The organism is Achromobacter piechaudii NBRC 102461, from assembly GCF_001571245.1.
Classification (GTDB): Bacteria; Pseudomonadota; Gammaproteobacteria; order Burkholderiales; family Burkholderiaceae_B; genus Achromobacter; species Achromobacter piechaudii.
The window spans coordinates 309,613-335,727 of sequence record NZ_BCTK01000006.1 but is presented as its reverse complement, the minus strand read 5'-3'; the positions used below and the strand labels follow the sequence as shown (position 1 = coordinate 335,727).

Genomic DNA, 26,115 nt, shown 5'->3' with positions numbered 1-26,115 from the left:
ATGATGCACGTTTCCCATTCGCGCCCCGGAGCCCCACCATGACCGCCCACGCCATCGTCTATGCACCGATCGGCCAAGGCACACGCTCGGAGCAGGTCGTCGAACGCCTCAGCAACGCGATCGTCTCCGGCCTGCTGCATGCCGATGAGCAACTGCCCAACGAAAACGAGTTGTCGCGCCTGATGGGCGTGTCGCCCGTGACCGTGCGCGAGGCCCTGAACACCTTGCGCGCGCGGCAATTGATCGACACCCGGCGCGGGCGCAATGGCGGCAGCTTCGTGTGTCCGGTGCCGGCGCAGATGATGCATGACCGGCACCCGCTGCGGCTGGCCACGCCGGGCGACCTGGCCGACCTGGGCGAGCTGCATGGCGCCGTGATCGTCCATAGCGCCAAGCTGGCCGCGCAGCGGTCCACGGCCGAGGAACACCAGCGCCTGGCGCGCGAGATCGACCAATTCGAATCGGCCACGGCGCCCCAGGCCCGCGCCCAGGCCGACATGCGCTGCCTGCTCATGCTGGCCACGCACGCGCATTCTGCGCGGCTGGCCAACCAGGAACTTGAGATCCAGGCGGAATGGGCCCCGCTGGTCGCCTCGCTGTATCCGCACGCGGCGATGCATGCCGAGGCGGTCAACGCGTATCGACGCCTGCAAGCCGCGCTGCAAGCTGGCGACGAACAGGCCAGCAGTGCGCGCGCGCTGGACATGATCAGCGCGCAGACCGACCACCTGCTTGAACACAAACTGCGGTTGGACGCCACGGCGCCCCCGCCATTACAGACCGAGGGCCGCTGAAGCCGGCGGCAAGCTCGGCCAAGGGAGACGGCAGATGAACGAAGACGCGCATATCGACCGCGCCAACGGCATTCTGGATTGCGTAGTGAACGATGCCCAGAACACGGCGGCCGCGTTGGCCGAAGCGGCCGCACAGATCCTGTCGGGACAGACGCCGGCGCCAGGCAGCGGCCTGCGGCTCTCGGCCGACCAGCGCCGCGCGTTGCAAACCCACATCCAGGTCGCGCTGCAACTGAACCCCTGGTGCAATGGCGCCGGTTTCGCCAGCTACGAAGCGCATCCCGCTTCCGACGTTGGTTACTGGACGCTGGAATGGTGGCAGCAGGAAGGCAAGACGCTGCAACAGGTGCCGCTGGAGCGCAACCAGGAAACCCGGCGACGCCTGGACTTTCGTGCGTTCGCCTGGTTTGACCAGCCCGCGCGCCTGCTCCGCCCCGTGGTGGAAGGCCCCTACGTCGACTACATCTGCAACGGGGCCTACACCATCACCGCCGCGCATCCCTTGCTGGTTCGGCAAGCCTTCGTGGGCGTTGCCGCCGTGGACGTGCTGGTCTCGACGCTGGACCGCATGCTGTTGCCCGCCTTGCGCCGCATCGGCAAGCCCGCGCTGGTGCTCAACGCCGATTCGCGCGTGGTCATGTCCACCGCGCACCGCATTCGCGCGGGTGCGCTGTGGCGGCCGCAACCCGGGGATCGCCTGATCGGCGCGCCCGCCCCGCTGCGACTGGCGGTGCTGCCCGATTCGCCGCCACACCCGGCAGGCGGGCATGTCGGCCCGCCCCAGTTGCCCGGACTGGCGCTCAGCCCCGGCAGCTGATCCGGTCCAGGGCACGCACCGCGCGCCCACGCTCGCCCCCTTTTCCTTTTCGCGACAGCGCCTTGTGCGCTACTCGCTCCCTATCCACGCCCCACGCCCATACCGGCGCAGAGGGCGAGGACGCCGCACTACGTCACAACCAGGAGCCCCCACCATGAAGTGGTATCTGCAAGCCCTCAAACATTACGCCGTCTTCCAGGGGCGCGCGCGCCGCCGCGAGTATTGGTACTTCGTGCTGTTCCAGATTGCCGCCGTGCTGGCGATCTCGGCGGTTGAACGCGCGCTGGCCATCGCCAACCCGGAAATCCTGTTCGGCTGGTACACGGCGGCCTTTCTGATGCTGACCGTGCTGCCCGCCCTGGCCGTCAGCATCCGCCGCCTGCACGACACCGGCCGCAGCGGCTGGTGGGGCCTGCTGCACGCGGTGCCCGTCGTCGGCACGCTGCTGTTGCAGGCCTTCATGCTGCCCGCCGGCGCGCGCGGCTCCAACCGCTACGGCCCGGCGCCGACGGCCTGAGCCTTCCCCCCGATTCCAGGAACATCGACATGACATTGAATCGACGCGAATTCATCTTCAAAACGGCGGCGGCCTCGACCGTCGCCACCGCAGCCACCGCCGCATCGGCAGTGGGCGCGCTGGGCCTGTGGCCCGCGACCGCACGCGCCCTGACCAACGCGAACGCCAGCGTCCCGCCGCACGACGCCATGCTGCCCCCCGCCCGACTGCTGCACGACGCGCAACCGACACCCACGCGCCTGGGCATCGATCCGCGCATCTGGAACTGGCGCCGCGACGCCCAACCCACCGACCCCATGCCCGCCAACTATTACGAGGCCTCGCTGTCCGAGTGGCCCGCGTTTGGCACCTTGCCCGGCGACCTGGACTGCGAAGTCGTCATCATCGGCGGCGGCCTGCTGGGCGCGTCCACGGCGCTGCATCTGGCAGAAGCCGGCGTGGACGTGGTGCTGATCGAAAAAGATCACATCGGCTCGGGGGCCTCGGGACGCAACGGCGGCCAGATGACACCCGGCCTGGCGCGCTGGGAAGCCGGCACCATGCTGGACAAGCTGCCGCTGGACGACGCGCGTCGGCTGTGGCGCTTTGCGTCGGTTGAAGCCATGGAAACCGTGGACGGCCTGCGCGACCGCTACGGCTTTGACTGCGACCGCAGGCGCGGCCACGTCACGGCGGCGGTACACGGCGGCCACATGGGCGCGCTGGTCGAAAACGCCGACGCGCGCCGCCGGCTGGGCGATGAAGCCGTCAAGATCATCGGCCGGCACGAACTGAAAGACCGGTACGTGAAGTCCGACATCTATTTCGGCGCGGCGATCGATAGCGGCGGCGGACAGGTGCAACCGCTGGCGCTGCTGCGTGGATTGATCCACGCCTTCGTCAAGCTGGGCGGCCGCGTGTACGACAACACCGCCGCGCAGGCCATCGAAGAAGCCCCGGGCGACACGCGCGTGACCACGGCGCAAGGCACCATCCGGGCGCGCCGCGCCGTGGTGCTGGCCGTACACAGCGCCACGTTCCAATTCATGCCGGGCAGCTCCACCACCGTGCCCTTCTTCACCTACGTGGCCGTCACCCCGCCGCTGGGCGACACCTTGAACGCGTTGATCCCGTCGGGCCTGCCCGTCTACGACACGCAGCTGCAAATCGACTACTACCGCCCCGTGCGCAACAACCGGCTGCTGTTCGGCGGCCAGGGCACCGGCAACTCGTGGTCGCCGCGCGACGTCAACAACTACCTGCTGGACCGCATCAAGACCGTGTTTCCGCAGCTGGAAAATCCGGCGCTGGAATACTCCTGGAGCGGCATCAGCGACCTGACGTTGAACGGCGCGACCGACAGCCGCAAGAGCGCGGGCGATGTGCCGGTGTACATGGTGCATGGCTGGAGCGGCCACGGCGTGGCGCAAACGGTACGCATCGGCCGCGCCATCAGCGACGACCTGACCGGGCGCAATTCCGACTACGCCATGCTGACGCGCTTTGACCACGCCGGCATTCCGTTGGGCCGCCATCTGTCGCCGGTGGCGATCCCGCTGATCAAGGGCGCGCTGGGCGTGATGGGCATTCTCAACCCGGCCGACATGGTGTCGTTCTAGGCCGGCACGCGCGCGTGCTGGCGGCCCCGGGCGGCGGCGGACAGCGCCGTCAGCAACAGCGCCACGGCCAGCGCGTAGGTCCACCGCATGCCCGCCGCCAACGCGGCGGGCGAGGCCATCCGCATATCATCCGCGCCGGTGGCCCACGCGAACACCGCGCCCATCAGCGATGCGCCCGTAATGAAGCCCAGGTTGCGAGACAGGTTCAGCAAGCCCGACACCGCTCCGCGCTGATCGGGCTGCGCGCTGGCCATGACGACGCTGCTGTTGGCGGCCTGAAACAGCGCATAGCCGCTGGTGATGATGGCAAGCGGCGCGATGTATCCCGCCATGCCGACGCTTGCCGGCACCCAGGGCAACAGCGCCGCGCCCAGCGTCATCGCCAGCAAGCCGGCCTGCATGACGCGCTGCGCGCCATAGCGGTCCACCGCCAGCCCTGCCGGCACGCCCGCCAACGCCGCGACGACGGGGCCGCAGGACATCACGAGCCCGGTCCGCGCGGCGTCCAGTCCCAATGCGCCCGCCAGGTAGAAGGGGCCGACCACCAACGTGGTCATCATCACGGTGGACACCAGCCCATTCGTCGCCACGCCCGCGCCCAGCGCCGGCTGGCGGAACAACGCCAGCCGGATGAGCGGCGAGGCCGAGCGGGCCTGCCCTCGCACGAAGGCCACGCCCGCCAGCACGGCGGCCGCCAGCAACGCAGCGCGCGTCTGGCCGAAACCGCCACCGGCCGTCATCGCCAGTGCATAGGCTGCAACAGCGCAGGCCAGCAACGCCGAGCCCTGCACATCGAAGCGCGCACGCGCTTGTGCAGGACGCGTCTCATCGCGAGGCAGGTAGCGCCACGCCAGAGCGAACGCCAACACGCCCAAGGGCAGATTGATCAGGAAGATCGACGGCCAGCCCCAGTCCCCGATCAACAGTCCCCCCAGCGTGGGTCCCAAGGCGGTGCCGACCGCCGACATCGTGCCCAGCAATCCCATCACCCTGCCGGTCTTCTCTTTGGAAACGGCGTCGCTGGCAAACGCCAGCGTCAACGCCATCATGATGGCCGCGCCCAGGCCCTGCACGGCGCGCGCGGCGATCAAGCCGCCCAGCCCCGGCGCTGCGCCGCAAGCCAGCGAGCCCACCGTGAACAGCCCGATACCCGCCAGCATCAGCCGCCGCCGCCCCAGCAGGTCCCCCAGACGCCCCACGCTGACGATCAGCGTGGTGATGGCAAGCAGGTACGCCAGCACCACCCACTGCACGTCCTGGAAGCGCGCACCGAATGCCTGCGCCAAGGTTGGCAAGGCCACGTTGGCGACGCTGGCGCCCAGCGCGGGCAGCAACATGCTCAGGGACAGGCACGCCAGCAGGCGCGGGGAGGGTCTGGCGGAGACGGGGACGGCAGAGGTGGCGGTAGACATGATCGTGACCTGCAAGGAACGCGGAGCGTCAACACGACGCCCCGGAACCCATGCTAGGCGCGATAGTGACCAGGCGGAAGGCGCAGCATTTGCATTGAATACCTGCATATGACGCCATGCCAAACTTCCCGGGCCACGCTCGCCCATGCTACGTTTGCCGAATGAGCCATCCCGATCTGAATCTGCTTATCACCCTGGACGTGCTGCTGGACGAAGGCAGTGTCGCGCGCGCCGCGCGCCGCTTGCATCTGAGTCCGTCTGCCATGAGCCGCGCGCTGGCGCGGCTGCGCGACACCACGGGCGACCCGCTGCTGGTGCGCGCCGGTCGCGGGCTGGTGCCGACGCCGCGCGCGCTGGAGTTGCGCGGCAAGGTACACGGCTTGGTGCAGGATGTGGAAGCAGTGCTGCGGCCCGTCGCGCAGCTGGACCTGAGACAGCTGACGCGTACCTTCACGCTGCGCATGAGCGACGGCTTTGTCGAGAACTTCGGTCCGCGCCTCTTGGCCAGCACCGCGCAACAAGCGCCCGGCGTGCGGCTGCGCTTCGTGCAAAAGACCGACAAGGACAGCACCCCGCTGCGCGAAGGCAGCGTTGATCTGGAAACCGGCGTGGTGGGCGATGAAGCCAGTCCCGAACTGCGCACGCGCGCCCTGTTCAAAGACCGTTTCGTCGGCGCGATGCGCGCGGGCCATCCGTTGAGCGCCGGCAAGATCACGCTGGTTCGTTACGCCAACGCGCGCCACATCCTGATCACGCGGCGCGACCGCGACGGCGGCTTGGTGGACGACGCGCTGGCCGCCACGGGCCGCCAGCGCGACATCGCCACCAGCGTAAGCGGCTTTTCCGCCGCGCTGGCGCTTGCGCGCGGTTCGGACCTGATCGCCACCGTGCCCGAACGGCACACGGGCGGCCTGCGTGCGGGCATGCACACCTTCGCGCTGCCCTTTGCCATGTCGCCCATCACCGTGTCGATGCTCTGGCATCCGCGCATGGATGCCGACGCCGCGCATCGCTGGCTGCGCGGCTGCATGCTGGAGGCCGTGCAAGCGGCCCCCGGCCCGTAACGCGTAGACCTACTTCGATGCGCTGGCCGCCAACGCGTCGAACGCTTTGTCCAGGCTAGCCAACGACTGGTTGATGTGGTCGCGGCGTTCTTTGATCCACTTGCCTTGCGACGCCAGCTGCTCGCGCGCCTCTTTCAGCATGCGGTCCATTTCCGCCGGTTGCGGACCGCCGATGGTCGCGCGGTTCTTCACAATGGCCACGGGGTCCAGCGTGGCGCGAAATTCCGCTTCGCTCATGGGCAGTTCAGTGCCGTACTTGGAATCCTTCATGGCGTCCGCATAGATGCGGCGCGCCTGCTCATACGGAAAGTCCAGCGGCTTGATGTTGTTGACCTTGGCGTAGCTGACCACTTCCGAGGCGAAATGGTGGCCATCGCGGAACGGCAGCTTGTACTTGCGCATCAGCACATCGGCCAGTTCCTGCGAAGCCGTCCAATCGCTGTTCAACTCTTCCAGCGCACGGTCGGGGCTGATGACCATGGCGCGCAAGACGCGGTCCCAGCGCTTGAGCGCCGAGATGCCGCTGTCGACCATCGCGGAATTCTGCTTCACGTCTTTCGGGTCGCTCATGCCGGGCGTGATGTTGTGCGTCTGGATGACGGGCCCCATCGCCAGCGTGATGGCGGTAGACGCGTCGCTGCGGGTGTCGTTCAAGAGGCCGGGGTTGCGCTTTTGCGGCATGGCGCTGGACACATAGGTGTTGCCGCCGCCCTCTTCCAGCAGGATCCACGGACGCGACTGCGCGTACTGCGTCATGACGTCTTCAACGAAATTTCCGGTGCGCAGCGCGATGCTGGTCACGATGGAAGCGACCTCGACGGGTTGGTCCATCGACGAAATCTGCGACGCATCGTAGGCGTTGTCCACCAGCGCTTCAAAGCCCAGGTATTGCGCCATGCGCTTGCGATCCAGCGGCCAGCTGGTGCCGTTCAGCACGGTGGTTCCCATCGGCGAGCGGTCGATGCGCACATAGGCTTCGCGGATGCGCTGCGCATCGCGCGCCAGCCCGGCCGCCTGGCCCAGCAGGTAGTGTCCATAGCTGTTGGGCTGCGCGGCCACGCCATTGGTGTAGTTGGGCACGACGGTGCCCGCATGCTTGGCCGCCAGTTCCACCAGCGTGGTCGAGGTCTTGTTCAGCTGGTCCGCCAGATCCAGCAGCTTGTCGCGCAGGATGGCGCTGCGGTAGGTGGCGTGCATGTCCTGGCTGGAGCGACCCGCGTGCAGCAAGGTGATGTCTTCGCCGGCCGCCTTGATCAACAGCGGTTCGAACGTGATGACCGTGGCGGGGCGCTTGGCGCCCGGCTGGTTGCCGTCGTGGATGACCTTGGCCACGCCGGCCGCCAGACGCGGCGCCATGGACTTGTCGAGCAGGCCTTCGTCGGTATTGATGACGGTGGTGGCCTTGTTCATCTCACCCAACCAGAAGAAGGGATCGCGCGGTGTCGGGGCGGCGGCGGCAGCGGCGTTGGCGGGCGCGGCGGCGGGCGCCGGCTGGGCCAGCGCGGCGTGCGCGCACGCTGACAAAACCAGGGCGGCGCCCAGGCTGGGAAGACTCTGTCTCATGGCGTTCTCGTTATGGGGTGGGCCAGCCAGTTTATGGAAAAGCCCTCCGCGCGCAAACCCCGGCTTATACGGATAGGCCGCGCGGGCAAAAAAAAGCCCCTGCCATCACAAGGCAGGGGCGAAGCCGGCGCGCTGGCCTAGAACAGGTACTGCGCGCTTACCCAGAACAACGGTTTGTGGTCGCGGCTGTCGGACTGCGGCGCGCCGCCATCGGTGCGCCATGCCACCGTGGCCTCGCCACGCCAGCCGGCCACCGCCACGCGTGCGCCCACGCCCGCGCCCGCCACCTGGCGGAAATTCTCGCCGGCCTGCCACGGGTGGGCCGAGATCTGCACGCGGCCCGCGTCATAGAAGGCGAACGGGGTGACCGCGCCTGCCGCGTAACGCACTTCCAGCTGCGTCAACCAGCCTCGGTCGCCATAGCCTTCGCCGACGGGATAGGCGCGCACACCGGCCGGGCCGCCCAGGCCGAAGTCTTCGGACGAATCCAGGTTGTCGTTGGTCCACTGGCCACTGAAGCGGCCAAACAGGCTCCAGCGCGAGGAAATCGCCTGGATGCGGGCGATGTCCAGATTCAGCTTGTTGTAATGGCCGGCCGTGTTGGCGCTGAGTGCATCGGCCGTTGCCAGCGCGCCATCCAGCTTCAAGGTGCCGGGCGTCCAGGTCAGCGCGCCGTAGGTCAGGCCGCCGCCGCCCAGGCTGTCGCGCACGTCGAACTGCGCGGCGATCGGCACGCTGTTGGAAAACTTGTTCTGCACGATTTCAGCGGCGCGGTAATCGTCGCGCAACTTCTTGTGCATGAAGTCGATGCCCAACGTCAGGTTGCGGCTTTGCGAGCGGATGAGCGGATAGCTCAAGCCCGCGCTGGCGACCTTGGCGGTGCCGTGCGCGTCCAGGTCCGAGAATTCCTTGCCCAGCTCGTAGCCGGTGTAGCCGTAGCCGATGCGGCCGCGCAGGCCCGAGCTGCCCAGCGGCGCGCTATAGCCCACGTCGCCGTAGTTCAGCGCTTCGCTGGTGCGTTGCGCGCGCAGCGTGATCTGGTCGCCCAGCATGAAGGGGCTGTTGATCGCCAGGGCGGCGTTGGCGCGGTACTGGCCGGTATAGCGGTTGCCCTGGTTGTCCAGGCCCACGCTGCCATTGACGCGGTCGCCGCGCTCAACCTGCACCACCAGGTCGCCCGTGCCCATCTGCTGGCCCGGACGGATCAGCGGGCTGGCGGTCACGCCGGGCAGGTCCGACAGCAACAGCGCCGCGCGTTCCAGCGGCGCGCTTTCGATGATGTCGCCCGACTTGAGCGGGCTCAGGTAGGACTGCGCGCGCGCGGTCAGCGCAGCATCGCCCTCGGCCTTGACCTCGCCGTAGCGGCCCTCGACGACTTGCAGGCGCAGCACGCCGCCTTCCAGGCCCTGAGCCGGCAGGTAGACGCGAGCGAACGGGTAGCCGGCATTGTGGTAGTAGCGCGTCAGCTGGTTGGCCAGGCCTTGCATGCCGGCCATGTCGTACTGCTTGCCTTCGTAGTCACCCAGTTGCGCCAGCAGTTGCGCCGACGGGAACGCCTGGTTGCCCGTCAGGTCGACGCGGGTCACGCTGACGCTCGGGCCGCCGGGCGCGACGGTGCCGGGGATGGGGCTGCTCAGGTTCAGTTCGGGCGACGGCGCGGGCGGTTGCGGTTCGGTCGCCTGTTCCTGAAGCACGCGGCCGGCGTTGGGGATTTGCTGGGCGATGACCGCCGAGGGCAGCAGCGCGGCCAGCGCCAGGGCCAGGTAATGCGGGCGGGCGGTAAAAGAAGCTAGCGTCATGATCGTGTGAAATCAGGTGTTCGTAGCGGCTGCCCGCGACCCCTTGGGGTCGCAGGCGCCGGCATGCGGAAAGATTGAAATGGACGGGTCAGCGTGTCGGGATCAGAGGCTGCCCTGCACGAGGCCTTCGGGCAGGCGGATGCCGCCGTCGATCACCAGCACCTGCGCGGGGCCTTGCATGGCGCGCGCGCCCTGGCCTGCGTTCGGCGCGGGTTGCGCGTTGCCGTTCTGATTCTGGTTTTGCGAGTTGGAGCTGACCGGCACGTAGTTCAGATCGCCCGTCAGGTTGGGCGGCGTCGAATTGGCGTTGCCCACGGCGGCCTGCAACCACTGCGCGGACGACAGCGCCGACTCGCGGCGGCTGTCAGGCTGCACGGCGTTGCTGATGACCAGCGTGCCATCCTGCGCGGCGACCAGGTAGTTGCTGTTGGACAGGCCATTGGCGCTGATCGCGTAGTTGCCCGCGGTCTCGCCCAGCGCGCGGTTCAGCGCGCCGGCCAGCGTGTCGTTGCCGATCAGGTTGCCCTGCGCAACGCGCCAAGTCAGCGCCGGGTCCGCATCGCCCGCGCGCTTGGTCTTGTCGTCCGCCACGACGGTGATCGCGCGGCGCCCGATGTCGGCCTGGTGCTGCGTATCGGCCAGCACGTAGTTGGCGGCCAGGCCGCTGCCCGTGTCGGACAGGGCGTAGCTGACATTCGCGTTGCGCTTGCCGGCGTTGGCGCTGTCGAACTGCGCCGTTGCGCCCACGCCCAGCGTTTCGCCTTCGACCAGGTTGGCGAGCGAACCGGCATTGGCTTGCGCCGCCGTGCTGCCGTCATAGGTCTTGTCCGAGACGGTGGTGCCGATGATGGCCAGCACGCGTTGGCTGATGGTGGCGCGCGCATTCGCGGCGTTCAGCACGTAGTTGCCTGCGTCGGCGCCCGTCAGCGAGAAGGCCACGGCCTTGCGTTCGCCGGCGTTCTTGTCGGCGAACGTGCCCGCCACGCCCAACGAATCGCCTTCGACGATGCCGTTGATCGAGTCCGCTCCGCCCACGGTTGCGACGGTGTTGCCGTCATAGACCTTGCCAGCGGCCGAGAGCGCGCCCGTCAGAGTCTTGGGCGTGATGGTGGCCAGCGTGGTGCTGTTCGAGGTGACGGTGTAGTTGCCCGCGTCACCACCGACCAGCGCGCCGCTGACATTGACCTGCTTGCCCACGCCTGCATTCTTGTCGGAGAACGCGCCCAGCGTCGACAGCGCAACCAGGTCGCCCTCGACCACGCCATTGAGCGCGCCCGAGGTTTCGGCGGCGGTGGTGCCGTCGTATGTCTTGCCGGCAGCGGTGATCGCGCCCGTCAAGGCCTTGGGCGTGATGTTCGCCTGCGTCGTGGTGTTGGTGGTCAGCAGGTAGTTGCCGGCGTCCGCGCCGGTCAACAGACCGGCTACGGCCACGGCCTTGCCGTTGCCCACGTTCTTGTCGGAGAACTGGCCCGTGCCGCTGACGCCCACGTTGTCGCCGTTGACCACGCCGGTAAGCGTGCCCGACGTCGCGGCATCGCGCGAACCGTCATAGACCTTGCTGGCCGCCGTCAACGCGCCGCTGATTGCCTTGGGCGTGATGTTCGCGGTGGTCGTGGCATTGGTCGACAGGCGATAGTTGCCGGCGTCCAGACCCAACAGGGAGCCACTCACGTTCACGGTCTTGCCGTTGCCTACGTTCTTGTCCAGGAACGAACCCGTGGTGGACAGGGAAACCACATCACCCAGCAGCACGCCATCCAGGCTGCCGTTGGTGCTGGCCGCCAGGCTGCCGTCGTAGATCTTGCCCGACGCGGTGATGGCGCCGCTGAGGTCACGCTGCGTGATGCTGGCCTTGAGCTGGACCACGCCGTCGCCCAGCGCATAGTTGCCGGCATCAGCGCCGCTGATGGCGTAGGCCACCGACTTGCCGGCGCCCACGTTCTTGTCGCTGAAGCTGCCCGACACGGTCAACGCGTCGCCCTGCACCACGTTCAGGCTGCCCGCGCCGGTGACCACGGCCTCCTGGTTGCCGTCGTAGGTCTTGTCCAGCGCGCCCAGCGCGCCGGTCAGTTGGCGTGCGGTGATCGTGGCGATGGAACTGGTGTTGGTAGAGACGCTGTAGTTATCCGCGTCCGCGCCCACCAGGACGCCGTTGACGCTGACCAGCTTGCCCACGCCGACGTTCTTGTCGCCGAAGGCGCCGCTGGTGGACAGCGTCACGTTGTCGCCGGCGATCTTGCCGTCCAGCGTTCCGCTCGTGCTGGCGGTCAGCAAACCGTCATACGTCTTGCCCGAGGCCGTGATGGCGCCGGTCAGCATCTTGCGTGCGATGGTCGCGGAGGTGGTCTCGTTATGCGACAGCACGTAGTTGCCGGCATCGTTGCCGAACAGCTCGGCGACGACGTCGACCCGCTTGCCCACGCCGGCGTTCCTGTCGGCGAACAGGCCCGAGCTGGACATCGTCACCGCATCGCCTTGGACCACGCCGCTCAGTTCGCCCGAAACGGTGGCGTCACGGGTGCCGTCGTAGGTCTTGCCGGCGGCGGTGATCGCGCCCGTCAAGGTCTTGGGCGTGATGCTGGCGGCGGCCGTTTCGTTGGCCGAGATCACGTAGTTTTGGGCGTCTTCGCCCGACAGCGCGCTGCTCACCGAAACCAGTTTGGAGACGCCCACGTTCTTGTCCGAGAACGTACCCGTGCCGGAAATCCACACGTTGTCGCCCGCCACCATGCCACCCGTCATGTGGCCGTCGATGGTGGCCACCGTCGTGCCGTCATAGACCTTGTCGGCAACGGTGATGATGCCGGTCAGGGTCTTGGGCGTGATGCTGGCCGAGCTGCCCAGCGCAAGGTTGCCGGCCAGCACGTAGTTGCCGGCATCGGCGCCCGCCAGGCTGTAGGTGACCTGCTTTTGCTGGCCCACGTTCTTGTCGGCAAAATTGCTGGCGACCATCACGTTGTCGCTACCCAGCGGGCCGGACAGCCAGCCCGAGTAGTTGGCGGACGTCGTGCCGTCGTACACCTTGTCGGTAGCTGTCAGTTCGCCAGTGATCTGGCGGGCAAGAATGGAGGCCGATGCGGTGCCGGGGATAAGCGTCGCGATGAAGTAGTTGTCGGCATCCGCGCCGGACAAACCGTAGGTGTTGATGGTGATCGACTTGCCAGCGCCCGCATTCTTGTCCGAGAACGTGCCGCTGCCCGTGCCGCCCAGCTCATCGCCTGCGACATAGCCGGTGATGGCCGCCGCCGTCAACGTGGCATTGGTCGTGCCGTCATAGACCTTGTCCTGGCCCGAAAGCAGCGCCGCCACGCCCTTCTTCTGAACGGTCAGGCTCAGGTTGTCGGCGTAGATGACGTCGTAGCCTTGCTGGTTGGAGTACAGGCCGCCGGTGACGGTCAGCGAACCATCTTCCTGGCGATAGGTGCCGGCGTTCTTGGAGTTGGTGATGTAGTTGATGCTGCCGCCCAACGTCGCGTTGGGATTGGAGGAAATGTAGCCCGCGCCGCCGCTGACCTGGCCGTCATAGACCTTGTCGGCCAGGCTGACGGTGACCTGCTTGAGGAAGCTGCGCAGCAGGGGACCGCCCTGGCCTTCGTACATGCGCCAGATCGAATCCGTGCCGCCGATGGTGTCGATATTCCAGCCCGCGTCGGTGAATGTGGACAGCTGGCCCAGTTGCTCGTAGGTCTTCATGCCGCTGCTTGCACTGACGACGCCGCCGTTGCTTGCGACCAGTTGCAAGGGCATCGGCGAGACCGGCAAGCCGGCCGCGTCCGTGCTGGCGGCAAAGCTGTCGTTCACGGTACCGATGTTATAGCCCACCAAGGCGCCCACGCCCGGCATGAAGAATTGATTGGAGATCGTGGTGGTCGTGTAAGACTTGTTGATCGTCCCGGCGTTGTAGCCCACCAGACCGCCCATCTGGCCAACCAAAGGCATGTTGTTCGACACGACACCCGACGAATAGGAATTCGAAATGGTGCCGAAGTTCATGCCCACCAGGCCACCGATACCGCCGCCCAGGCCATCGGCGCGCACGGTGCCGTTGAAATAGGTGTTGTTGATGGTGCCGTAATTGATGCCCGCGAGCCCGCCCGCTTGCGTAAAGCTGTTGACAGTGGCGTTGGTCAGGCCCACGTTCTGCACAGTAGCCGCGGCGCCGATGATGCCGAACAGACCGGCGAAGGCGCCATAGTTGCCGACGTTCAGATTGGCGATCGTGTGGCCGTTGCCGTTCAGGCTACCCGTGAACTCGGAATAAACGCCGATCGGGGTAAAGCCGTTCACGTTCCACATGCCGCTGCCCACCACCGACGTCGCCTTGGCGTCGATGTCGCGGACGATGTTGTAGTTGGCGCCCAGGTTGTAGGCCATCAACTGCAACTGGTGATCGTTCGACACCGCCAGGCTGTATTCGCTGGCCAGGAAGGGACGCGTGAAGCCGTCGAGCATAATCCACTGCGCCTTGCCCGCGCCGTCCTTGGCCACCCAGACGTTCTCGGCTCCCGGCACCTGCGACCAGGTGCCCAGGTTGCCATAGGACGTGTACGAGTACGGGTTGGCTACCGACAAAGCTCCTGTCGCGTCGCCGCCACCGCCGACAGCGTTGGCCTGGCCAGTCGAGGCGGGGTCCCACTGCGCATTTTGCAGCGTGATGTTGACGCCGTTGTTCAGGCCCACCACGCCGCCGGTGTGGCCGCTGGCGACGACGCGTCCGCTGGCGTACACGTTCGAGATGATGCTGTTGTCGCGCGCCGTGCCTGCCAGCCCGCCGATGCCGGTTCCACTGCTATCAGCCGCCGCAGTGACATCGCCGGTGGCGTAGGCGTTGCGGATCACGCCGAGGTTGGCGCCCACCAGGCCGCCCATGTCAGTGCTGGCGCCGCTGACGTTCCCCGTGGCGTAGACGTTGTCCAACGTCGCATTGGCGCCGTTGATGCCCGCCAGCCCGCCCAGGAAATAGCTTTTTGTCGTGCTCGTCACCGACGTGCGCGCATTCGAACCGGTGATGATGGAGTAGTTGCTTGCCACCAGGCCGCCCAGCGTCGACGTGCCGGTCACGCTGCCCGAGGCCGAGACGTTGCGGATCGTGCCCAAGTTGGCTGACGCCAGGGTGCCCAGGTCGCTGCCGCCCGTGACGTTTGCGTTGCGCAACGTCAGGTCGCGCACGACGGCGCTTTCAGCGATGGTGCCGATCAGGCCCGCCGAATGGCCGTTGCCTGCGTTGATGGTGAGGTTGTCGACGTTGTGGCCCAGGCCGGCCAGCGTGCCTTGCAGGTTGCCCACGAGCGAGCCCGAGAAGATCATGCCAGTCAGGTCCAGGTCTTGCGCCAGGGCGTAAAAGCCATAGCCCAGCCAGTTCAGTGACTGAAAGTCCTGGACCGAACGCAGCATGGTGTATTCCTGCCCGTTCGACTTGAAGGTGGACTGCGCGCCGCTCAAGGTCACCGGCGCATTGGCGGCGTAGCTGCCGCCCGACGACCAGCCGCGTTGCTGGAAGCCCCCGACGTTGATTTCCAGCCCGGCGGCCGCGCCCGTGGCCGTGATCGGTGCATTGATCACCACATCGCCATGCGCGCTGAGCGTCAGCTTGGTGCTGGCGCTCCACTTCACGCTGGCGTTGACGTTGATATTGCCCGCATCGTTACCGGCATCGACGGTGCGCAGTTCGACGTTGCTGCTGTTCAGGCTGGCTGCCAGCGTGTCCGCGCCGATGCCGCTGTCGCTCGCGCTGCCCGCGCCCGCGCTGACCGTGAAGTCGGTGGGGTCGATCAACCAGTTGCCATGCTGGCCGCTGACGGCCTTGGTCGAGATGACCGCGCCCGCCGCGACGCTGATCTTGGCCGCCGAGGTTTCGATGAAGCCGCCCTTGCCGCCGTTGGGCGCGCTGGCGTCCAGCGTGCCGCCCACCGCCACGCGGTCGTTGACCATGTCGCCCAGCAGCACGATCTTGCCGTTCTCGCCGGTGGCCAGGGTCTTGGCCTGCGTGATGCCGGTGTGGTTGATGACGGTGCTGGCCAGGTCGCCCGCCGCTTTGGCGGTCAGGTAGACCACGCCGCCGTCGGCGCGAATGGCGCCGCCCTGCTCGATCAGCGCGTCGATCGCGCCTTGTTCCACTTCGATCTTGACGGGGCCGCCCAGGTCCAGCTTCACGCGGCTGCCCGCGCCCATCAGGACGTTGCCCTTGTCGGCGGTCAGGTTGCCGGTGTTGGTGATCTTGGCCGCGATCAGCGCGATGCTGCCGCCCGCCGCTGCGGTGATGTTGCCCTGGTTGACGATGGCGTTGCTGCTGGCGCCTTCAAACCGGTAGTTGCCGGCCATGAAGTCCTGCGTACTGATATTGAGCGTGCTGGCCACGATGCCGCCCACGTTCACCTGCGCGGTCGGCGTGAACACGACCCCGTTCGGGTTGACCAGGAACACCTGCCCGTTGGCATTGAGCGCACCCTGGATCACCGACACGTCGGGGCCCAGCACCCGGTTCAGCGCGACCGCATCGCGGCCCGGCTGGTTGAATGTGACGCTGTTGCCCTTGCCGATCGAAAAGCCCTGCCAGTCGATGGCCATCTTGCCGGTCTGCTGGTTGATCGTCATCGACGTGCCGTTCTGGCTGATCGAGCCCGACCCCGCCACCACGTTGCCGCTCGTGGGCAGGTCCGCGGCAAGCGCCGGTCCGGACAAGAGCAGCGCGGCGCTCAGAGCGGCGGCGCTGGAGGCGTTGCGTTTGCGACGGGCGCTGGCGTGTTCGGCAACCGGGACGTAAACGCCCAGGGCGTCATTCCAGACCAGGCGGAATACGTGATTGAGGGAGGGCTTCTTCATGGGATATTCCTGAAACGGGCAGCGTCACAATTTGTAAATTTCGCTGCTGAAATATACCGATGATTGCGTCCTCAAATCTGAGCAAATCTAAGCAATTCTGAGATTTGGCTGAGTCTGCCCTGTAAATTTTCGGTGTAAGCAGACATAGCCAGAAGATGCGCGCAAGTTGTGTTCGCCTTGAAAATCAAGGCAGATACATATTGATGCGGCTGCGCAACACATTGTCGGATGTCGACAAGCGAACCCGTCGAGGCGGAGACAGAGGACGGGGTTACGCCAGCGCGTCGCTCGCCCGATGACGGGGCAGGCTCAGGCAGAAACAAACGGGCTCGGACCCGCCTCCGTTCTTGAGGAATACCGTGCCGCCCAGGCGCTCGGCGATCGTCCGGACCAGATACAAGCCCAGCCCCGCCCCGGGATGACGCATGGCGTTCGGGCCACGGTAGTACTTCTGGAACAGGCGCTGCTGTTCGGCGGAGGGGATGCGGTCGCCCGAGTTGGCGACTTCGATGTGCATGACATCGGCTTCCTCGCGCAGCGTCACGCGGACCGCGCGCCCCGGCGGGCAGTGCCTGTCGGCATTGGCCAGCAGGTTGCGCAAGGCAATGCGCAGCATGCCCGCATCACTGAGCAGCACCTGGTCGCCCTGGCCATAGACGCACTGGATGCGTCCGGCGGGAAACTCCCGGTCCAGGTCGGCCAGCAGCGCCAGCAGGTCGCACTGCGTGAGCCGCAGCGCCGCGCTGGGTTCGCGCATGCGGTCGTGCGTGAGGTATTCGTCCACCAGCGCCAAGAGGCGCATGGCGGCTTCGCGGATGTTGCCGCAACGCGCCAGGCTCTTTTCCACCGGCGCGCTCAGATTGCGGCCCAACTGCTGCGCGGACGTGGTGATGATCGCCAGCGGCGTGCGGAATTCGTGCGACACCATGGCGACGAATTCACGCTGCTCGGCAAACACACGGCGCTCGGATTCCAGCGACGAACGCAGCTCGTCTTCCAACTGCACGCGGCGCTGGATTTCGCCTTGCATTTCAATCGTGCGCAGCGCCACTTCCTGTTCCAGCCGGTGGCTGTGCTGGCGCGCCAGGTCCGCCGCGAGGTTCGCCTGTTCGCGTTCTTTTTCACGGCGCTGGCGTTCGTGACGCCCCACGATGATGAGACTGAGCAGCAGCATATGCAGCATGGTGCCCGCCGTGGATACGTATTCTGTGAACGCGTTGACGGGCAGCACGCCCAGGTTGCGCAGGAACGCGATCAGCACGCTGAAATAGAACACACCGAACGCCAACGCAAACAGGCGCGCTGGCCGCCAGCCCTTCTTCAGCAGGTACACCGCCAACGCCGAAAAACCGACGATCAAGCCCAGCGCCAACACCTGGACCGGCTGGATGCCCCAGGCATAATTTCCGGTCACGACCAGGGTTGAACACGCCGCCGCGATGCCCCAGAAAATCGCCTCTGTCGCGCGCACGGCACGCGGATACAGCGCCGCCAGGTTCAACTGCGCGAAGGCGATACGCAAGGCCACCGGCAGGCTGACGGCGATGCCCACGCCCAGCATCCGGTCGCTCCACTGCACGGGCAGGCCCGTCAACTGCTGCACCAGGCCCAGCGACATGACCTCGTTGAACACACAATTGCCGATGTAGGCCAGGAACAGGCCGCTCATGGGCGCGCGCGTGGCCCACCAGAACACGGCGTGCACGCAGATCAGCAGCAGGTAGAAGCCGAAGTACAGGCCGAACAACAGGCCCTCGCGGCGTGACTGGTTATCAAACGCCAGCCGCTGCCAGACTTCGAACCGGGTGGCCACGGCGTTCTTGCTTTGCAGCCGCGCGAGGATCACGTAGGCGCCCGGCGCGGGCGGGTCGAACTGAATCACGGGACTGCGGTAATCCACCGGCCAATTGCGGCGCGGCACGTCTTCACCGCTGCGGCCCAGCAAGGTCCATGGGCCGGCATCGGTATCGGCCAGATAGATGCTGACATCGTCCAGCAAGGAATTGCTCAGGCGCAGCATCCAGCCGCCGCGCGGCACGTCGTCGACCTGCAAGGGCAGGCGCATCCATACCGTGTCGGAAGTGAAACCTGCGCTCAGGCTGCCGGGCAGCGGCGTCCAGCCGGGGGCCTGGCCCGCCTGGCTTGCCGTCAACGCGCCCGATGGGTCGTTCAGGCGTTCGAGGTGGCCTGCCGCATCCACGAAAGGCGCCTTCGCATCCAGCCGCAACGGCTCGGCATGCGCCGTTGCTACGCCCGCCATCGCGGCAATAACGCCCAGCGTAAACAGCGCCAGCCATGCCCAGAGCGTGGGGTAATATTTCCGTTTCATCAAGTCGCAATCCCGTGCAGCCACGCAGATTACACCACCCCTCACACGAAGTTCCGGCAGGCAGTCCGCATGCTTGACGTCATCCTGCTCGAAGATGAACCGGTGCTGCGCCAAGAGCTGGGCGAGTTCCTGGAAGAGCTGGGCTATGCGCCGCGCTGCGTCTCCAGCCTGCGCGAATTCGATCATCATTTCGACGCCGCCCGCCATCGCCTGGCCATCATCGACATCGGCCTGCCCGATGGTTGCGGACTGGACCTGATCCAACGGCTGCGCCAGGAAGGCCAGCAGGTCGGCATCGTGGTGCTCAGTGCGCGCCAGACCAGCGCGGACCGCATCTCGGGCCTGGGCATCGGCGCCGATCATTACCTGGGCAAGGGCTGCGACCTGGACGAATTGGCGGCAGTGCTGTCGGCGCTGGTGCGCCGGCTGGGGCTGCAACAAGCGCCGGCCCAGGCCGCCCCCAGCGCCTGGACGCTGGAAGTGGGCCCGCGCCGCTTGATCATCCCGCACGCGCCCCCCGTGTCGCTGTCGCACCAGGACCTGATCGTGCTGCGCTGCCTGATGAGCCAGGCCGGCGAAAACATCAGCCGCCGCCAGATCATCGAAGCACTCGGCTTTGACTTTCTTGATTACGACCAGCGGCGGCTCGATACCCAGATGCGCCGGCTGCGCCGCCGCGTGGAAGACGCGAGCGGGCAGACGCTGCCAGTCAAGACGTTGCGCAGCAGCGGTTATTGCTTCTATCAACCGGCGCTGGTGGTGGCCTAGCGCTAAAAGCCCGCGCCGCTTTTCAGCGCAGAGGCGCGGTTGGCGTGGGCCGGGGCGGTGCCCGTGACGCGTGTCTGCGTTATCACTCCATGCGGCGCGGCCTGACTGCGATTGGCTTACGATATGGCGTCGCTGAACCTGCAGAGGAAAACGATGAAGCCACCTGTTCGCGCGTTGGCGCTTGTGCTCATGCTGGCCGTGCCGGCTGCCCAGGCCATCGCGCAGCCCGCGCCCCCCGATGCGGTCGTGACGGCCGCAGACTACCGGGCGCAAATGGAGCGCGCGTTCAACAAACAAGATTTGAACGCGGACGGCTACCTCAGCAACGGAATCCTCGTGAAAGAAATGACGGACGAACAACTGGCCGCCATGGACGCCGATGGGGACGGGCGGATCAGCAAGGCCGAATACATCGCACACGCGATGCGGCGGTTTGCACAATGAGATGCGTTGGGTCCGGTTGCGCGGACGTCCGGACAGCGATGCGCGCCGCACGTTGGATCGCCTGAAGTTGGACATCCGACGCGCGCCCGGCGCTAGCCGCCGGCATCGCACGGCGAGCCGCGCCAGGATCGGGCCGACCCGGCGCAGGCTTCAGGCAAGACCAGGAGAATAATCATGCGCGGTGGGGATTGGTTGCGGCTGCTGGTGCTCAGCGCCGTCTGGGGAGCGTCGTTCATTTTCATGCGCGTGGTGGAGCCCGTGCTGGGGCCCGTCGTGACGGCGGACTTGCGCGTGGCGATCGGCGCGGGCGTGTTGCTGCTGTACTTCGCGCTGATCCGGTTCAAGCCCCGCTGGCGCGCGCATTGGCGTCAATACGCCATCGTGGGCGCCTTCAACGTCGGCCTGCCTTTCCTGATGTTCTCGTACGCGGCCCAGCACATTCCGGCGTCGTACTCCGCCATCATCAACGCCACGACGCCGCTATTCGGAACCGTATTCTCGGTGCTATGGCTGGGCGATTCGATGACGCGGACCAAGGGCGTCGGCCTGCTCCTGGGACTGCTCGGCGTGGCCACGATCACCGGCGTCGGTCCGCCCATGGCCGCCTCGGCATCCTTCGTCTCCGCCATCCTGGCCTGTCTGGCCGCCGCCGCCTCGTACGCGAGCGCGGGCATCTACATCAAGCGCTGCGCCTCGCATGTCAATCCGCTGGAGTCGGCTGGCTGCGCGCAATTGTTCGCCGCCGTGGCGCTGCTGCCCTTCTGGTTCGTCGCGCCCCCGCAGGGACAGGTGGATCTGAACATCGCGCTCAACGTACTGGGCCTGGGCGTGTTGAGCAGCGGACTGGGCTTTCTGCTCTATTTCCGCCTGGTCCGCGACATCGGTCCGGCGCGCGCGATGATGGTCGCGTTCCTGACTCCGCTATTCGGAATCGTCTGGGGCGTCGCCTTCCTGGGAGAAGCGCTGACGCCCGCCGTGCTGCTCGGGGCGGCAATGATCATCGTCTCGACGCTGCTGATCCTGGGCAGCGCAACCCGCGCGCGGCCGCTGGCGGGTAAGGCGGGGTTGCCTTAGCGCGGTGGCTGGCAAGGCGCGCGATGCCGCGGATCGGCTGGAGCTTGGGAGCTTGAGGCTTGTAAGAATTAGCAGATCAAAACGTATATATTTCCTTTATTATGGACAAAATTTCTATTTTTTGACTTTAATAGCGGACATGCCTCGCAAACCACCCGTCGTCTTTCCGCAAGAGCAACGCCTACTCTCTGAGCTGGGTGAACGGCTGCGCCTGGCTCGCAAGCGGCGCAAGTTGAGCAATACGGTGGTGGCGCAGCGAGCTGGGGTGTCCCGAACCACGGTGTACAAAGTCGAGGCCGGCGACCCAGGCGCCACATTGGGGACCTATGTCCGAGTGTTGGCCGTACTGGGTCTTGAAGACGATCTCAAGCTGCTGGCCGCAGACGATCGGATCGGACGCAAGTTGCAGGATCTGGCACTTGAGCCACCGCCGCGCCCCAAGCGAAAAAGGACTCCCTCGCCGCCCGACTCCGATGGCGAGGAATCTGCATGAGAAAGCTGAATAACGTCCTGGAAGTCTGGCTGGACGATGACCTTGGCCCAGCAAGTCTGGTCGGCACGCTTGCCCATGACCGAGGCCAGATCCGCTTTCACTATGAACGGGATTGGCTGAAAGAACCCCGCGCCTTCGCGTTGGACCCCGATCTGTCTTTGGACGAGCATCCCTTCTTTCCGAAACCGGAACTGGGCAATTTCGGCATTTTTCTGGACTCGTCGCCTGACCGCTGGGGCCAAACGCTCATGAAGCGCCGCGAGGCCCTGCAGGCCAAGGACGAAAAGCGTCCCCTGCGCACCCTTTATGCCTGGGACTTCCTGATCGGCGTCCAGGACCAGACGCGCCAAGGTGCGTTGCGCTTTCGCCTGCCGGGCACGGAGACATTCCTCGGTGACGAGAAGCTGGCAGCGCCCCCCGTGACAAGTCTGCGCGAACTGGAAGCCGTGGCCTATCAACTCAGCAGCCGGCGCATCGACGACCTGGACGCGTTGCGCAGATGGTTGACGGTGCTCGTCGCACCAGGAGCCTCGTTGGGCGGGGCCAGGCCGAAGGCCAACTTCACGCAAGCCGACGGCTCGCTTTGGATCGCCAAGTTCCCCGCCCGCGACGATGACCGCGATGTCGGGGCGTGGGAGTATGTCGTTCACCAACTAGCACGCAATGCCCGCATAGAGGTGCCGCCTGCAAAGCTGATCAAGTTGGGCAACGACTTTCACACTTTCTGCGTGCAAAGGTTCGATCGCGTGTCTGGCGCCCGGCGCTTCTATGCGTCCGCAATGACGCTGCTGCGCAGAGCGCAGAGCGAGGGCACGAGCTACCTGGAACTGGCCCAGTTCATCCGCGCCCAGGGAGATGCGGATCATGCAGGCTCGGACTTGGCGCAGCTATTGCGTCGCGTGGCATTCAACGTCGCGGTCGGCAGCCGCGACGATCATTTGCGCAATCACGGCTTCGTGCTTGGCAAGACGGGGTGGCGTCTTGCTCCGGCGTTCGATGTCAATCCGAACATCGATAAAGCCGAGCATGTCCTGAACATCGACGATGTGGACAATCGGCCGAGCTTGACGACGGTTCTGGGCACTGCGGCTTTCTATGGAATGCGCGATGACCAGGCTCGTCAGGTAATTGAAGAAGTCGCGGCAGCGGTCGATGGTTGGCGGGACGCGGCGCGTCGGGCTGGCATTGCGGGCGCGGACATTGAGCTGACAGCAAGCGCCTTCTCGGCGCACGCGGAGTTCCGCGCGGAAGCGGGCCGGGCTTGAGTACGCCCCCATGTAATTCTTGTCAGGGGGCTTGCGCTTGTCCGGCAGGCGAATCCGGGAGCGCCATGCTCAAGCATCGACGCCCCATCGACATGGGAAAGCACGCGCAGGGAGAGTGATTGGAGCGGGTGAAGGGAATCGAACCCTCGTATGAAGCTTGGGAAGCTGCCGTTCTACCATTGAACTACACCCGCTCGGGTGTCGTGCCGAGGCGCGGGGCCACGGCAGAGTCGGCGATTATAGCGCGGGTTTTTCGCGTTCAGATGCGGGATTTTCGGCGTGGCCGCGCATCCGCCAAATCGTGCCGGATTAAGCCGTCCCTAATTTAGTCCATCCAGCCGACTCCGGCGCGCGGCCCCTGCCACTACAATTCGGGGCTATGAATACGAACAACCCCGCGGACAAGCCCGCGACGCCCCCCGTGAACACCTCCGACACGACCGCCGACATCGCCGCCGCTGCGCCGGCATCCGCTGCTGCTGCCACTGCCGCGCCCTCCTCCGTTTCCGCTGAAACCCAGGCCGCGCTGGCCAGCACTGCCCATGCGCCGAACAGCCCGGGCGCGACGCATATCCGCAGCTTCGTGCATCGCCGCGGCCACATCACCCAAGGTCAATTGGCCGCGCTGGAACGCCTGATGGGCGAATGGTCCATCCCGTATGCGCCGCGCCGCCTTGACCCGGCCACCGCGTTTGGCCGCCAAGCGCCGACGGTGCTTGAGATTGGCTTTGGCATGGGCGAGACCACCGAGAAGATCGCGCTGGCACGCCCCGACGACAACTTCCTGGGCGTGGAAGTGTTCAATGCCGGCGTGGGCTCGCTGCTGCGCCGCATCGAAGATTCGAACATCTCGAACCTGCGCATCATTCAGCACGATGCCGTGGAGGTCGTGCGTGACATGATCGCGCCGGACTCGCTGGCTGGCGTACACGTGTACTTTCCGGATCCGTGGCCCAAGAAGCGCCACCACAAGCGCCGCCTCCTGCAACCCGCGTTCGTGTCGCTGCTGGCCAGCCGCATCGCGCCGGGCGGCTACATCCATTGCGCCACGGACTGGGAAGACTACGCGGTGCAGATGCTGGAAGTCCTCAGCGGTGAGCCGCTGTTGGCCAATACGGTCGACGGCTACGCGCCGCGCCCCGATTACCGCCCCCTGACCAAATTCGAGACACGCGGCCTGCGTCTGGGCCACGGCGTCTGGGACCTGATCTTCAAGCGAGTCGCCTGATGCTCTATCCGCCGATCGAACCTTACCGCCACGGCATGCTGGATACCGGAGACGGACACCAGATCTATTGGGAAATGTCGGGCAATCCGAACGGCAAGCCCGCGGTGTTCCTGCACGGCGGACCTGGCAGCGGTTGTTCGCCCGTGCATCGCCAACTGTTCGATCCGCAGCGCTACAACGTGCTGCTGTTCGATCAGCGCGGTTGTGGCCGTTCCAAGCCGCACGCCAGCCTGGAGAACAACACGACCTGGCACCTGGTGTCCGACATCGAGCGCCTGCGCACCGAGATCATGGGCGCCGAGAAATGGCTGGTGTTCGGCGGATCGTGGGGTTCGACACTGGCGCTGGCGTATGCAGAGACGCATCCCGCGCACACCAGCGAACTGGTCGTGCGCGGCATCTTCGGTTTGCGGCGCGCGGAAATCCAGTGGTTCTATCAGGAAGGCGCATCGTGGCTGTTTCCGGATCGCTGGGAAGAATACCTGGCGCCCATTCCGGAAGCCGAGCGCGGCGATCTGGTGACGGCGTATCACAAGCGCCTGACGGGCGATGACCCGGCCGAGCAATTGCGCGCAGCCAAGGCGTGGAGCAAGTGGGAAGACAGCACCATCACCTTGCTGCCCAGCCCCCGCCATCAGCAAAGCCACGCCGCCGACCGTGCCGCGCTGGCGTTTGCGCGCATCGAAAACCATTACTTCTTCAACGCGGGTTTCATGGAAGAAGGCCAGTTGATCCGCGACGCGCACAAGCTGCGTGGCATTCCCGGCACCATCGTGCAAGGCCGCTACGACGTATGCACGCCCGCGCGCACTGCCTGGGACCTGCATCGCGCGTGGCCCGAGGCCGACTTCCATCTGGTGCCCGACGCGGGCCACGCCTTTGATGAACCCGGCACGCTGGCGCGCCTGATCGCCGCCACCGACGCTTACGCAAAACAGTGAGGACCCCTGACATGCACATCACCCTGAACGGCGACGCGCGCGAATTTCCGCTGGACACTACCGTCATCGAACTGCTGCAAACGCTGGGCTATGCCGGCAAGCGGGTGGCCGTGGAACGCAACGGCGAGATCGTGCCCAAGAGCCAGCACGAGCAGACCACATTGAACGATGGCGATCAGATCGAAATCGTGGTTGCCGTGGGCGGGGGCTGATCGCCTTCCATCGCATTTGCCGTTTTGCAAACGCTTGAAGAAGGGCCGCTGAAATCAGCGGCCCTTTGTCATGGCGCGCGTGTGGCGCTGTCCTTATTACAGGGCTTGCACGACGAGGTTTGCGCCAAGCGCGCGAGTCGCAGTGCAAAGAGGTGAGCATTGTTGCGTAGTCTGGCAAGCTCCTAGCAACCTGTTACACCGTGCCCTCTCGTCTGGGGAGGATTGCGCGAGTAATAATCGTTGCTGTTGGCGCCTCGGCAAGCACGCTTCAAGAAGCATGTTGCCTCGCCGCGCGCCAGGAAGGCACTTGGTTTTCTCACCGCAGGACAGATAAAGGAAACACTATGGGTCTGCTCAATTTCATCAAGGACGTAGGCGAAAAGCTCTTCGGCGCCAGCGAGGCCAAGGCCGCGACGGCGGACGAGTTGAAGAAAGAGTTGGATAAGCACGGCCTGAACGCCGACGGCTTGCAGATTACGGTGGATGGCGACAAGGTCACCGTTGCGGGCGAAGCGGCCAGCACGGAAGCGGCCGAGAAGATTGCGCTGGCGCTGGGCAACACGGTGGGCGTGGCGGCGGTGGACAACCAGTTGAAGGCCAAGCAGGCCACGCCGGAAGCCAAGATGTATACGGTGCAGAAGGGCGACAACCTGTGGAAGATCGCCGAAGCGCAGTACGGCAAGGGCCAGGGCGCAAAGAACACGCTGATCTTCGAAGCCAACAAACCCATGCTGACCAGCCCCGACAAGATCTACCCGGGCCAGGTGCTGCGCATTCCGCCGCTGTCGTGAACGCGCATTGAATTCGACAAGCCGGAGAACACCCATGCGTTTTCCGGATTGTGTCGCGGTACGCCGCCCCCTGCCTGCCGCGATTGCTTGGCCAGACGCAATGTCTGGCCATTTTTTTTGTCTGGCGCAGGCGCCGCCCCACACCTCGTCAGGCAGAAGGGCCGCTACCACGGGGATAACGGCC

The 26,115-nt window shown here is 66.0% G+C and carries 19 protein-coding genes and 1 tRNA gene; 14 read left to right on the top strand and 6 right to left on the bottom strand.

Annotated features, from left to right (window positions below; genetic code table 11):
* Positions 1–38 precede the first annotated feature (38 nt).
* From API01S_RS13670 to API01S_RS13655, 4 genes are all read left to right on the top strand, one after another.
* Positions 39–794 carry a FadR/GntR family transcriptional regulator gene (locus API01S_RS13670; RefSeq protein WP_006221837.1) on the top strand — a complete coding sequence of 252 codons (756 nt, stop codon included), beginning with the start codon at positions 39–41 and terminating at the stop codon, positions 792–794.
* A 34-nt stretch (positions 795–828) separates the two neighbouring features.
* Complete coding sequence (locus API01S_RS13665) at positions 829–1,611, top strand: cache domain-containing protein (RefSeq protein ID WP_061304818.1); 783 nt, start codon at positions 829–831, stop codon at positions 1,609–1,611.
* Between the two features lie 154 nt (positions 1,612–1,765).
* Complete coding sequence (locus API01S_RS13660) at positions 1,766–2,128, top strand: DUF805 domain-containing protein (RefSeq protein WP_061304816.1); 363 nt, start codon at positions 1,766–1,768, stop codon at positions 2,126–2,128.
* Between the two features lie 188 nt (positions 2,129–2,316).
* A complete protein-coding gene (locus API01S_RS13655; RefSeq protein WP_156487125.1) occupies positions 2,317–3,726 on the top strand; it encodes an NAD(P)/FAD-dependent oxidoreductase in 1,410 nt (469 codons plus the stop codon).
* On the opposite strand, the gene API01S_RS13650 is transcribed toward API01S_RS13655, so the two are convergent.
* Entirely contained in the window at positions 3,723–5,138 is a 1,416-nt protein-coding gene (locus API01S_RS13650; RefSeq protein WP_061305562.1) for an MFS transporter, read from the bottom strand. The genes API01S_RS13655 and API01S_RS13650 overlap by 4 nt on opposite strands.
* A 161-nt stretch (positions 5,139–5,299) precedes the next feature.
* Here API01S_RS13650 and API01S_RS13645 point away from each other — a divergent pair, with 161 nt between their 5' ends.
* Complete coding sequence (locus API01S_RS13645; RefSeq protein ID WP_061304813.1) at positions 5,300–6,202, top strand: LysR family transcriptional regulator; 903 nt, start codon at positions 5,300–5,302, stop codon at positions 6,200–6,202.
* A 9-nt stretch (positions 6,203–6,211) separates the two neighbouring features.
* Here API01S_RS13645 and API01S_RS13640 read toward each other — a convergent pair whose 3' ends face one another.
* From API01S_RS13640 to API01S_RS13625, 4 genes are all read right to left on the bottom strand, one after another.
* Complete coding sequence (locus tag API01S_RS13640; RefSeq protein WP_061304811.1) at positions 6,212–7,765, bottom strand: argininosuccinate lyase; 1,554 nt, start codon at positions 7,763–7,765, stop codon at positions 6,212–6,214.
* Positions 7,766–7,902: 137 nt separating this feature from the next.
* Entirely contained in the window at positions 7,903–9,564 is a 1,662-nt protein-coding gene (locus API01S_RS13635) for a ShlB/FhaC/HecB family hemolysin secretion/activation protein (RefSeq protein WP_061304809.1), read from the bottom strand.
* A 102-nt stretch (positions 9,565–9,666) separates the two neighbouring features.
* On the bottom strand, positions 9,667–16,386 hold the full coding sequence (locus API01S_RS13630) for a YDG domain-containing protein (protein WP_061304807.1): 6,720 nt from the start codon (positions 16,384–16,386) through the stop codon (positions 9,667–9,669).
* 271 nt (positions 16,387–16,657) lie between these two features.
* Entirely contained in the window at positions 16,658–18,715 is a 2,058-nt protein-coding gene (locus API01S_RS13625; protein ID WP_061304805.1) for a sensor histidine kinase, read from the bottom strand.
* A 69-nt stretch (positions 18,716–18,784) separates the two neighbouring features.
* On the opposite strand from API01S_RS13625, the gene API01S_RS13620 reads away from it, so the two are divergent.
* The 5 genes from API01S_RS13620 to API01S_RS13605 all read left to right on the top strand — a co-directional run bounded on the left by API01S_RS13620 (position 18,785) and on the right by API01S_RS13605 (position 22,759).
* Positions 18,785–19,483, top strand: a complete 699-nt coding sequence (locus API01S_RS13620) for a response regulator transcription factor (RefSeq protein WP_050729625.1) — start codon at positions 18,785–18,787, stop codon at positions 19,481–19,483.
* Between the two features lie 123 nt (positions 19,484–19,606).
* Entirely contained in the window at positions 19,607–19,927 is a 321-nt protein-coding gene (locus API01S_RS13615; RefSeq protein ID WP_082306074.1) for an EF-hand domain-containing protein, read from the top strand.
* A gap of 174 nt (positions 19,928–20,101) precedes the next feature.
* Positions 20,102–21,001, top strand: a complete 900-nt coding sequence (locus API01S_RS13610; protein WP_050729627.1) for a DMT family transporter — start codon at positions 20,102–20,104, stop codon at positions 20,999–21,001.
* Positions 21,002–21,140: 139 nt separating this feature from the next.
* On the top strand, positions 21,141–21,494 hold the full coding sequence (locus tag API01S_RS28840) for a helix-turn-helix domain-containing protein (protein ID WP_006221851.1): 354 nt from the start codon (positions 21,141–21,143) through the stop codon (positions 21,492–21,494).
* Positions 21,491–22,759 carry a type II toxin-antitoxin system HipA family toxin gene (locus API01S_RS13605; RefSeq protein WP_050729628.1) on the top strand — a complete coding sequence of 423 codons (1,269 nt, stop codon included), beginning with the start codon at positions 21,491–21,493 and terminating at the stop codon, positions 22,757–22,759. The genes API01S_RS28840 and API01S_RS13605 overlap by 4 nt, the downstream gene beginning before the upstream one ends.
* Before the next feature lie 120 nt (positions 22,760–22,879).
* On the opposite strand, the gene API01S_RS13600 is transcribed toward API01S_RS13605, so the two are convergent.
* Positions 22,880–22,953: transfer RNA gene (locus API01S_RS13600), tRNA-Gly, on the bottom strand.
* Between the two features lie 185 nt (positions 22,954–23,138).
* On the opposite strand from API01S_RS13600, the gene trmB reads away from it, so the two are divergent.
* From trmB to lysM, 4 genes are all read left to right on the top strand, one after another.
* Positions 23,139–23,987 carry a tRNA (guanosine(46)-N7)-methyltransferase TrmB gene (trmB, locus tag API01S_RS13595; RefSeq protein ID WP_050729629.1) on the top strand — a complete coding sequence of 283 codons (849 nt, stop codon included), beginning with the start codon at positions 23,139–23,141 and terminating at the stop codon, positions 23,985–23,987.
* The gene (gene pip / locus API01S_RS13590) at positions 23,987–24,928 is read left to right on the top strand and encodes a prolyl aminopeptidase (RefSeq protein ID WP_050729630.1); all 942 of its coding nucleotides are present in this window, start codon (positions 23,987–23,989) and stop codon (positions 24,926–24,928) included. The genes trmB and pip overlap by 1 nt, the downstream gene beginning before the upstream one ends.
* 11 nt (positions 24,929–24,939) lie before the next feature.
* Positions 24,940–25,140, top strand: a complete 201-nt coding sequence (gene thiS, locus API01S_RS13585) for a sulfur carrier protein ThiS (RefSeq protein ID WP_006215896.1) — start codon at positions 24,940–24,942, stop codon at positions 25,138–25,140.
* A 344-nt stretch (positions 25,141–25,484) separates the two neighbouring features.
* Complete coding sequence (lysM, locus tag API01S_RS13580) at positions 25,485–25,931, top strand: peptidoglycan-binding protein LysM (RefSeq protein WP_006215897.1); 447 nt, start codon at positions 25,485–25,487, stop codon at positions 25,929–25,931.
* The last annotated feature ends 184 nt before the right edge of the window (positions 25,932–26,115 follow it).

Bases quoted from the DNA above. Each gene is read 5' to 3' on its own strand.
- API01S_RS13670 (WP_006221837.1), top strand. From the start codon at position 39: ATGACCGCCCACGCCATCGTCTATGCACCGATCGGCCAAGGCACACGC.
- API01S_RS13665 (WP_061304818.1), top strand. From the start codon at position 829: ATGAACGAAGACGCGCATATCGACCGCGCCAACGGCATTCTGGATTGC.
- API01S_RS13660 (WP_061304816.1), top strand. From the start codon at position 1,766: ATGAAGTGGTATCTGCAAGCCCTCAAACATTACGCCGTCTTCCAGGGG.
- API01S_RS13655 (WP_156487125.1), top strand. From the start codon at position 2,317: ATGCTGCCCCCCGCCCGACTGCTGCACGACGCGCAACCGACACCCACG.
- API01S_RS13650 (WP_061305562.1), bottom strand. From the start codon at position 5,138: ATGTCTACCGCCACCTCTGCCGTCCCCGTCTCCGCCAGACCCTCCCCG.
- API01S_RS13645 (WP_061304813.1), top strand. From the start codon at position 5,300: ATGAGCCATCCCGATCTGAATCTGCTTATCACCCTGGACGTGCTGCTG.
- API01S_RS13640 (WP_061304811.1), bottom strand. From the start codon at position 7,765: ATGAGACAGAGTCTTCCCAGCCTGGGCGCCGCCCTGGTTTTGTCAGCG.
- API01S_RS13635 (WP_061304809.1), bottom strand. From the start codon at position 9,564: ATGACGCTAGCTTCTTTTACCGCCCGCCCGCATTACCTGGCCCTGGCG.
- API01S_RS13630 (WP_061304807.1), bottom strand. From the start codon at position 16,386: ATGAAGAAGCCCTCCCTCAATCACGTATTCCGCCTGGTCTGGAATGAC.
- API01S_RS13625 (WP_061304805.1), bottom strand. From the start codon at position 18,715: ATGAAACGGAAATATTACCCCACGCTCTGGGCATGGCTGGCGCTGTTT.
- API01S_RS13620 (WP_050729625.1), top strand. From the start codon at position 18,785: ATGCTTGACGTCATCCTGCTCGAAGATGAACCGGTGCTGCGCCAAGAG.
- API01S_RS13615 (WP_082306074.1), top strand. From the start codon at position 19,607: ATGGCGTCGCTGAACCTGCAGAGGAAAACGATGAAGCCACCTGTTCGC.
- API01S_RS13610 (WP_050729627.1), top strand. From the start codon at position 20,102: ATGCGCGGTGGGGATTGGTTGCGGCTGCTGGTGCTCAGCGCCGTCTGG.
- API01S_RS28840 (WP_006221851.1), top strand. From the start codon at position 21,141: ATGCCTCGCAAACCACCCGTCGTCTTTCCGCAAGAGCAACGCCTACTC.
- API01S_RS13605 (WP_050729628.1), top strand. From the start codon at position 21,491: ATGAGAAAGCTGAATAACGTCCTGGAAGTCTGGCTGGACGATGACCTT.
- trmB (WP_050729629.1), top strand. From the start codon at position 23,139: ATGAATACGAACAACCCCGCGGACAAGCCCGCGACGCCCCCCGTGAAC.
- pip (WP_050729630.1), top strand. From the start codon at position 23,987: ATGCTCTATCCGCCGATCGAACCTTACCGCCACGGCATGCTGGATACC.
- thiS (WP_006215896.1), top strand. From the start codon at position 24,940: ATGCACATCACCCTGAACGGCGACGCGCGCGAATTTCCGCTGGACACT.
- lysM (WP_006215897.1), top strand. From the start codon at position 25,485: ATGGGTCTGCTCAATTTCATCAAGGACGTAGGCGAAAAGCTCTTCGGC.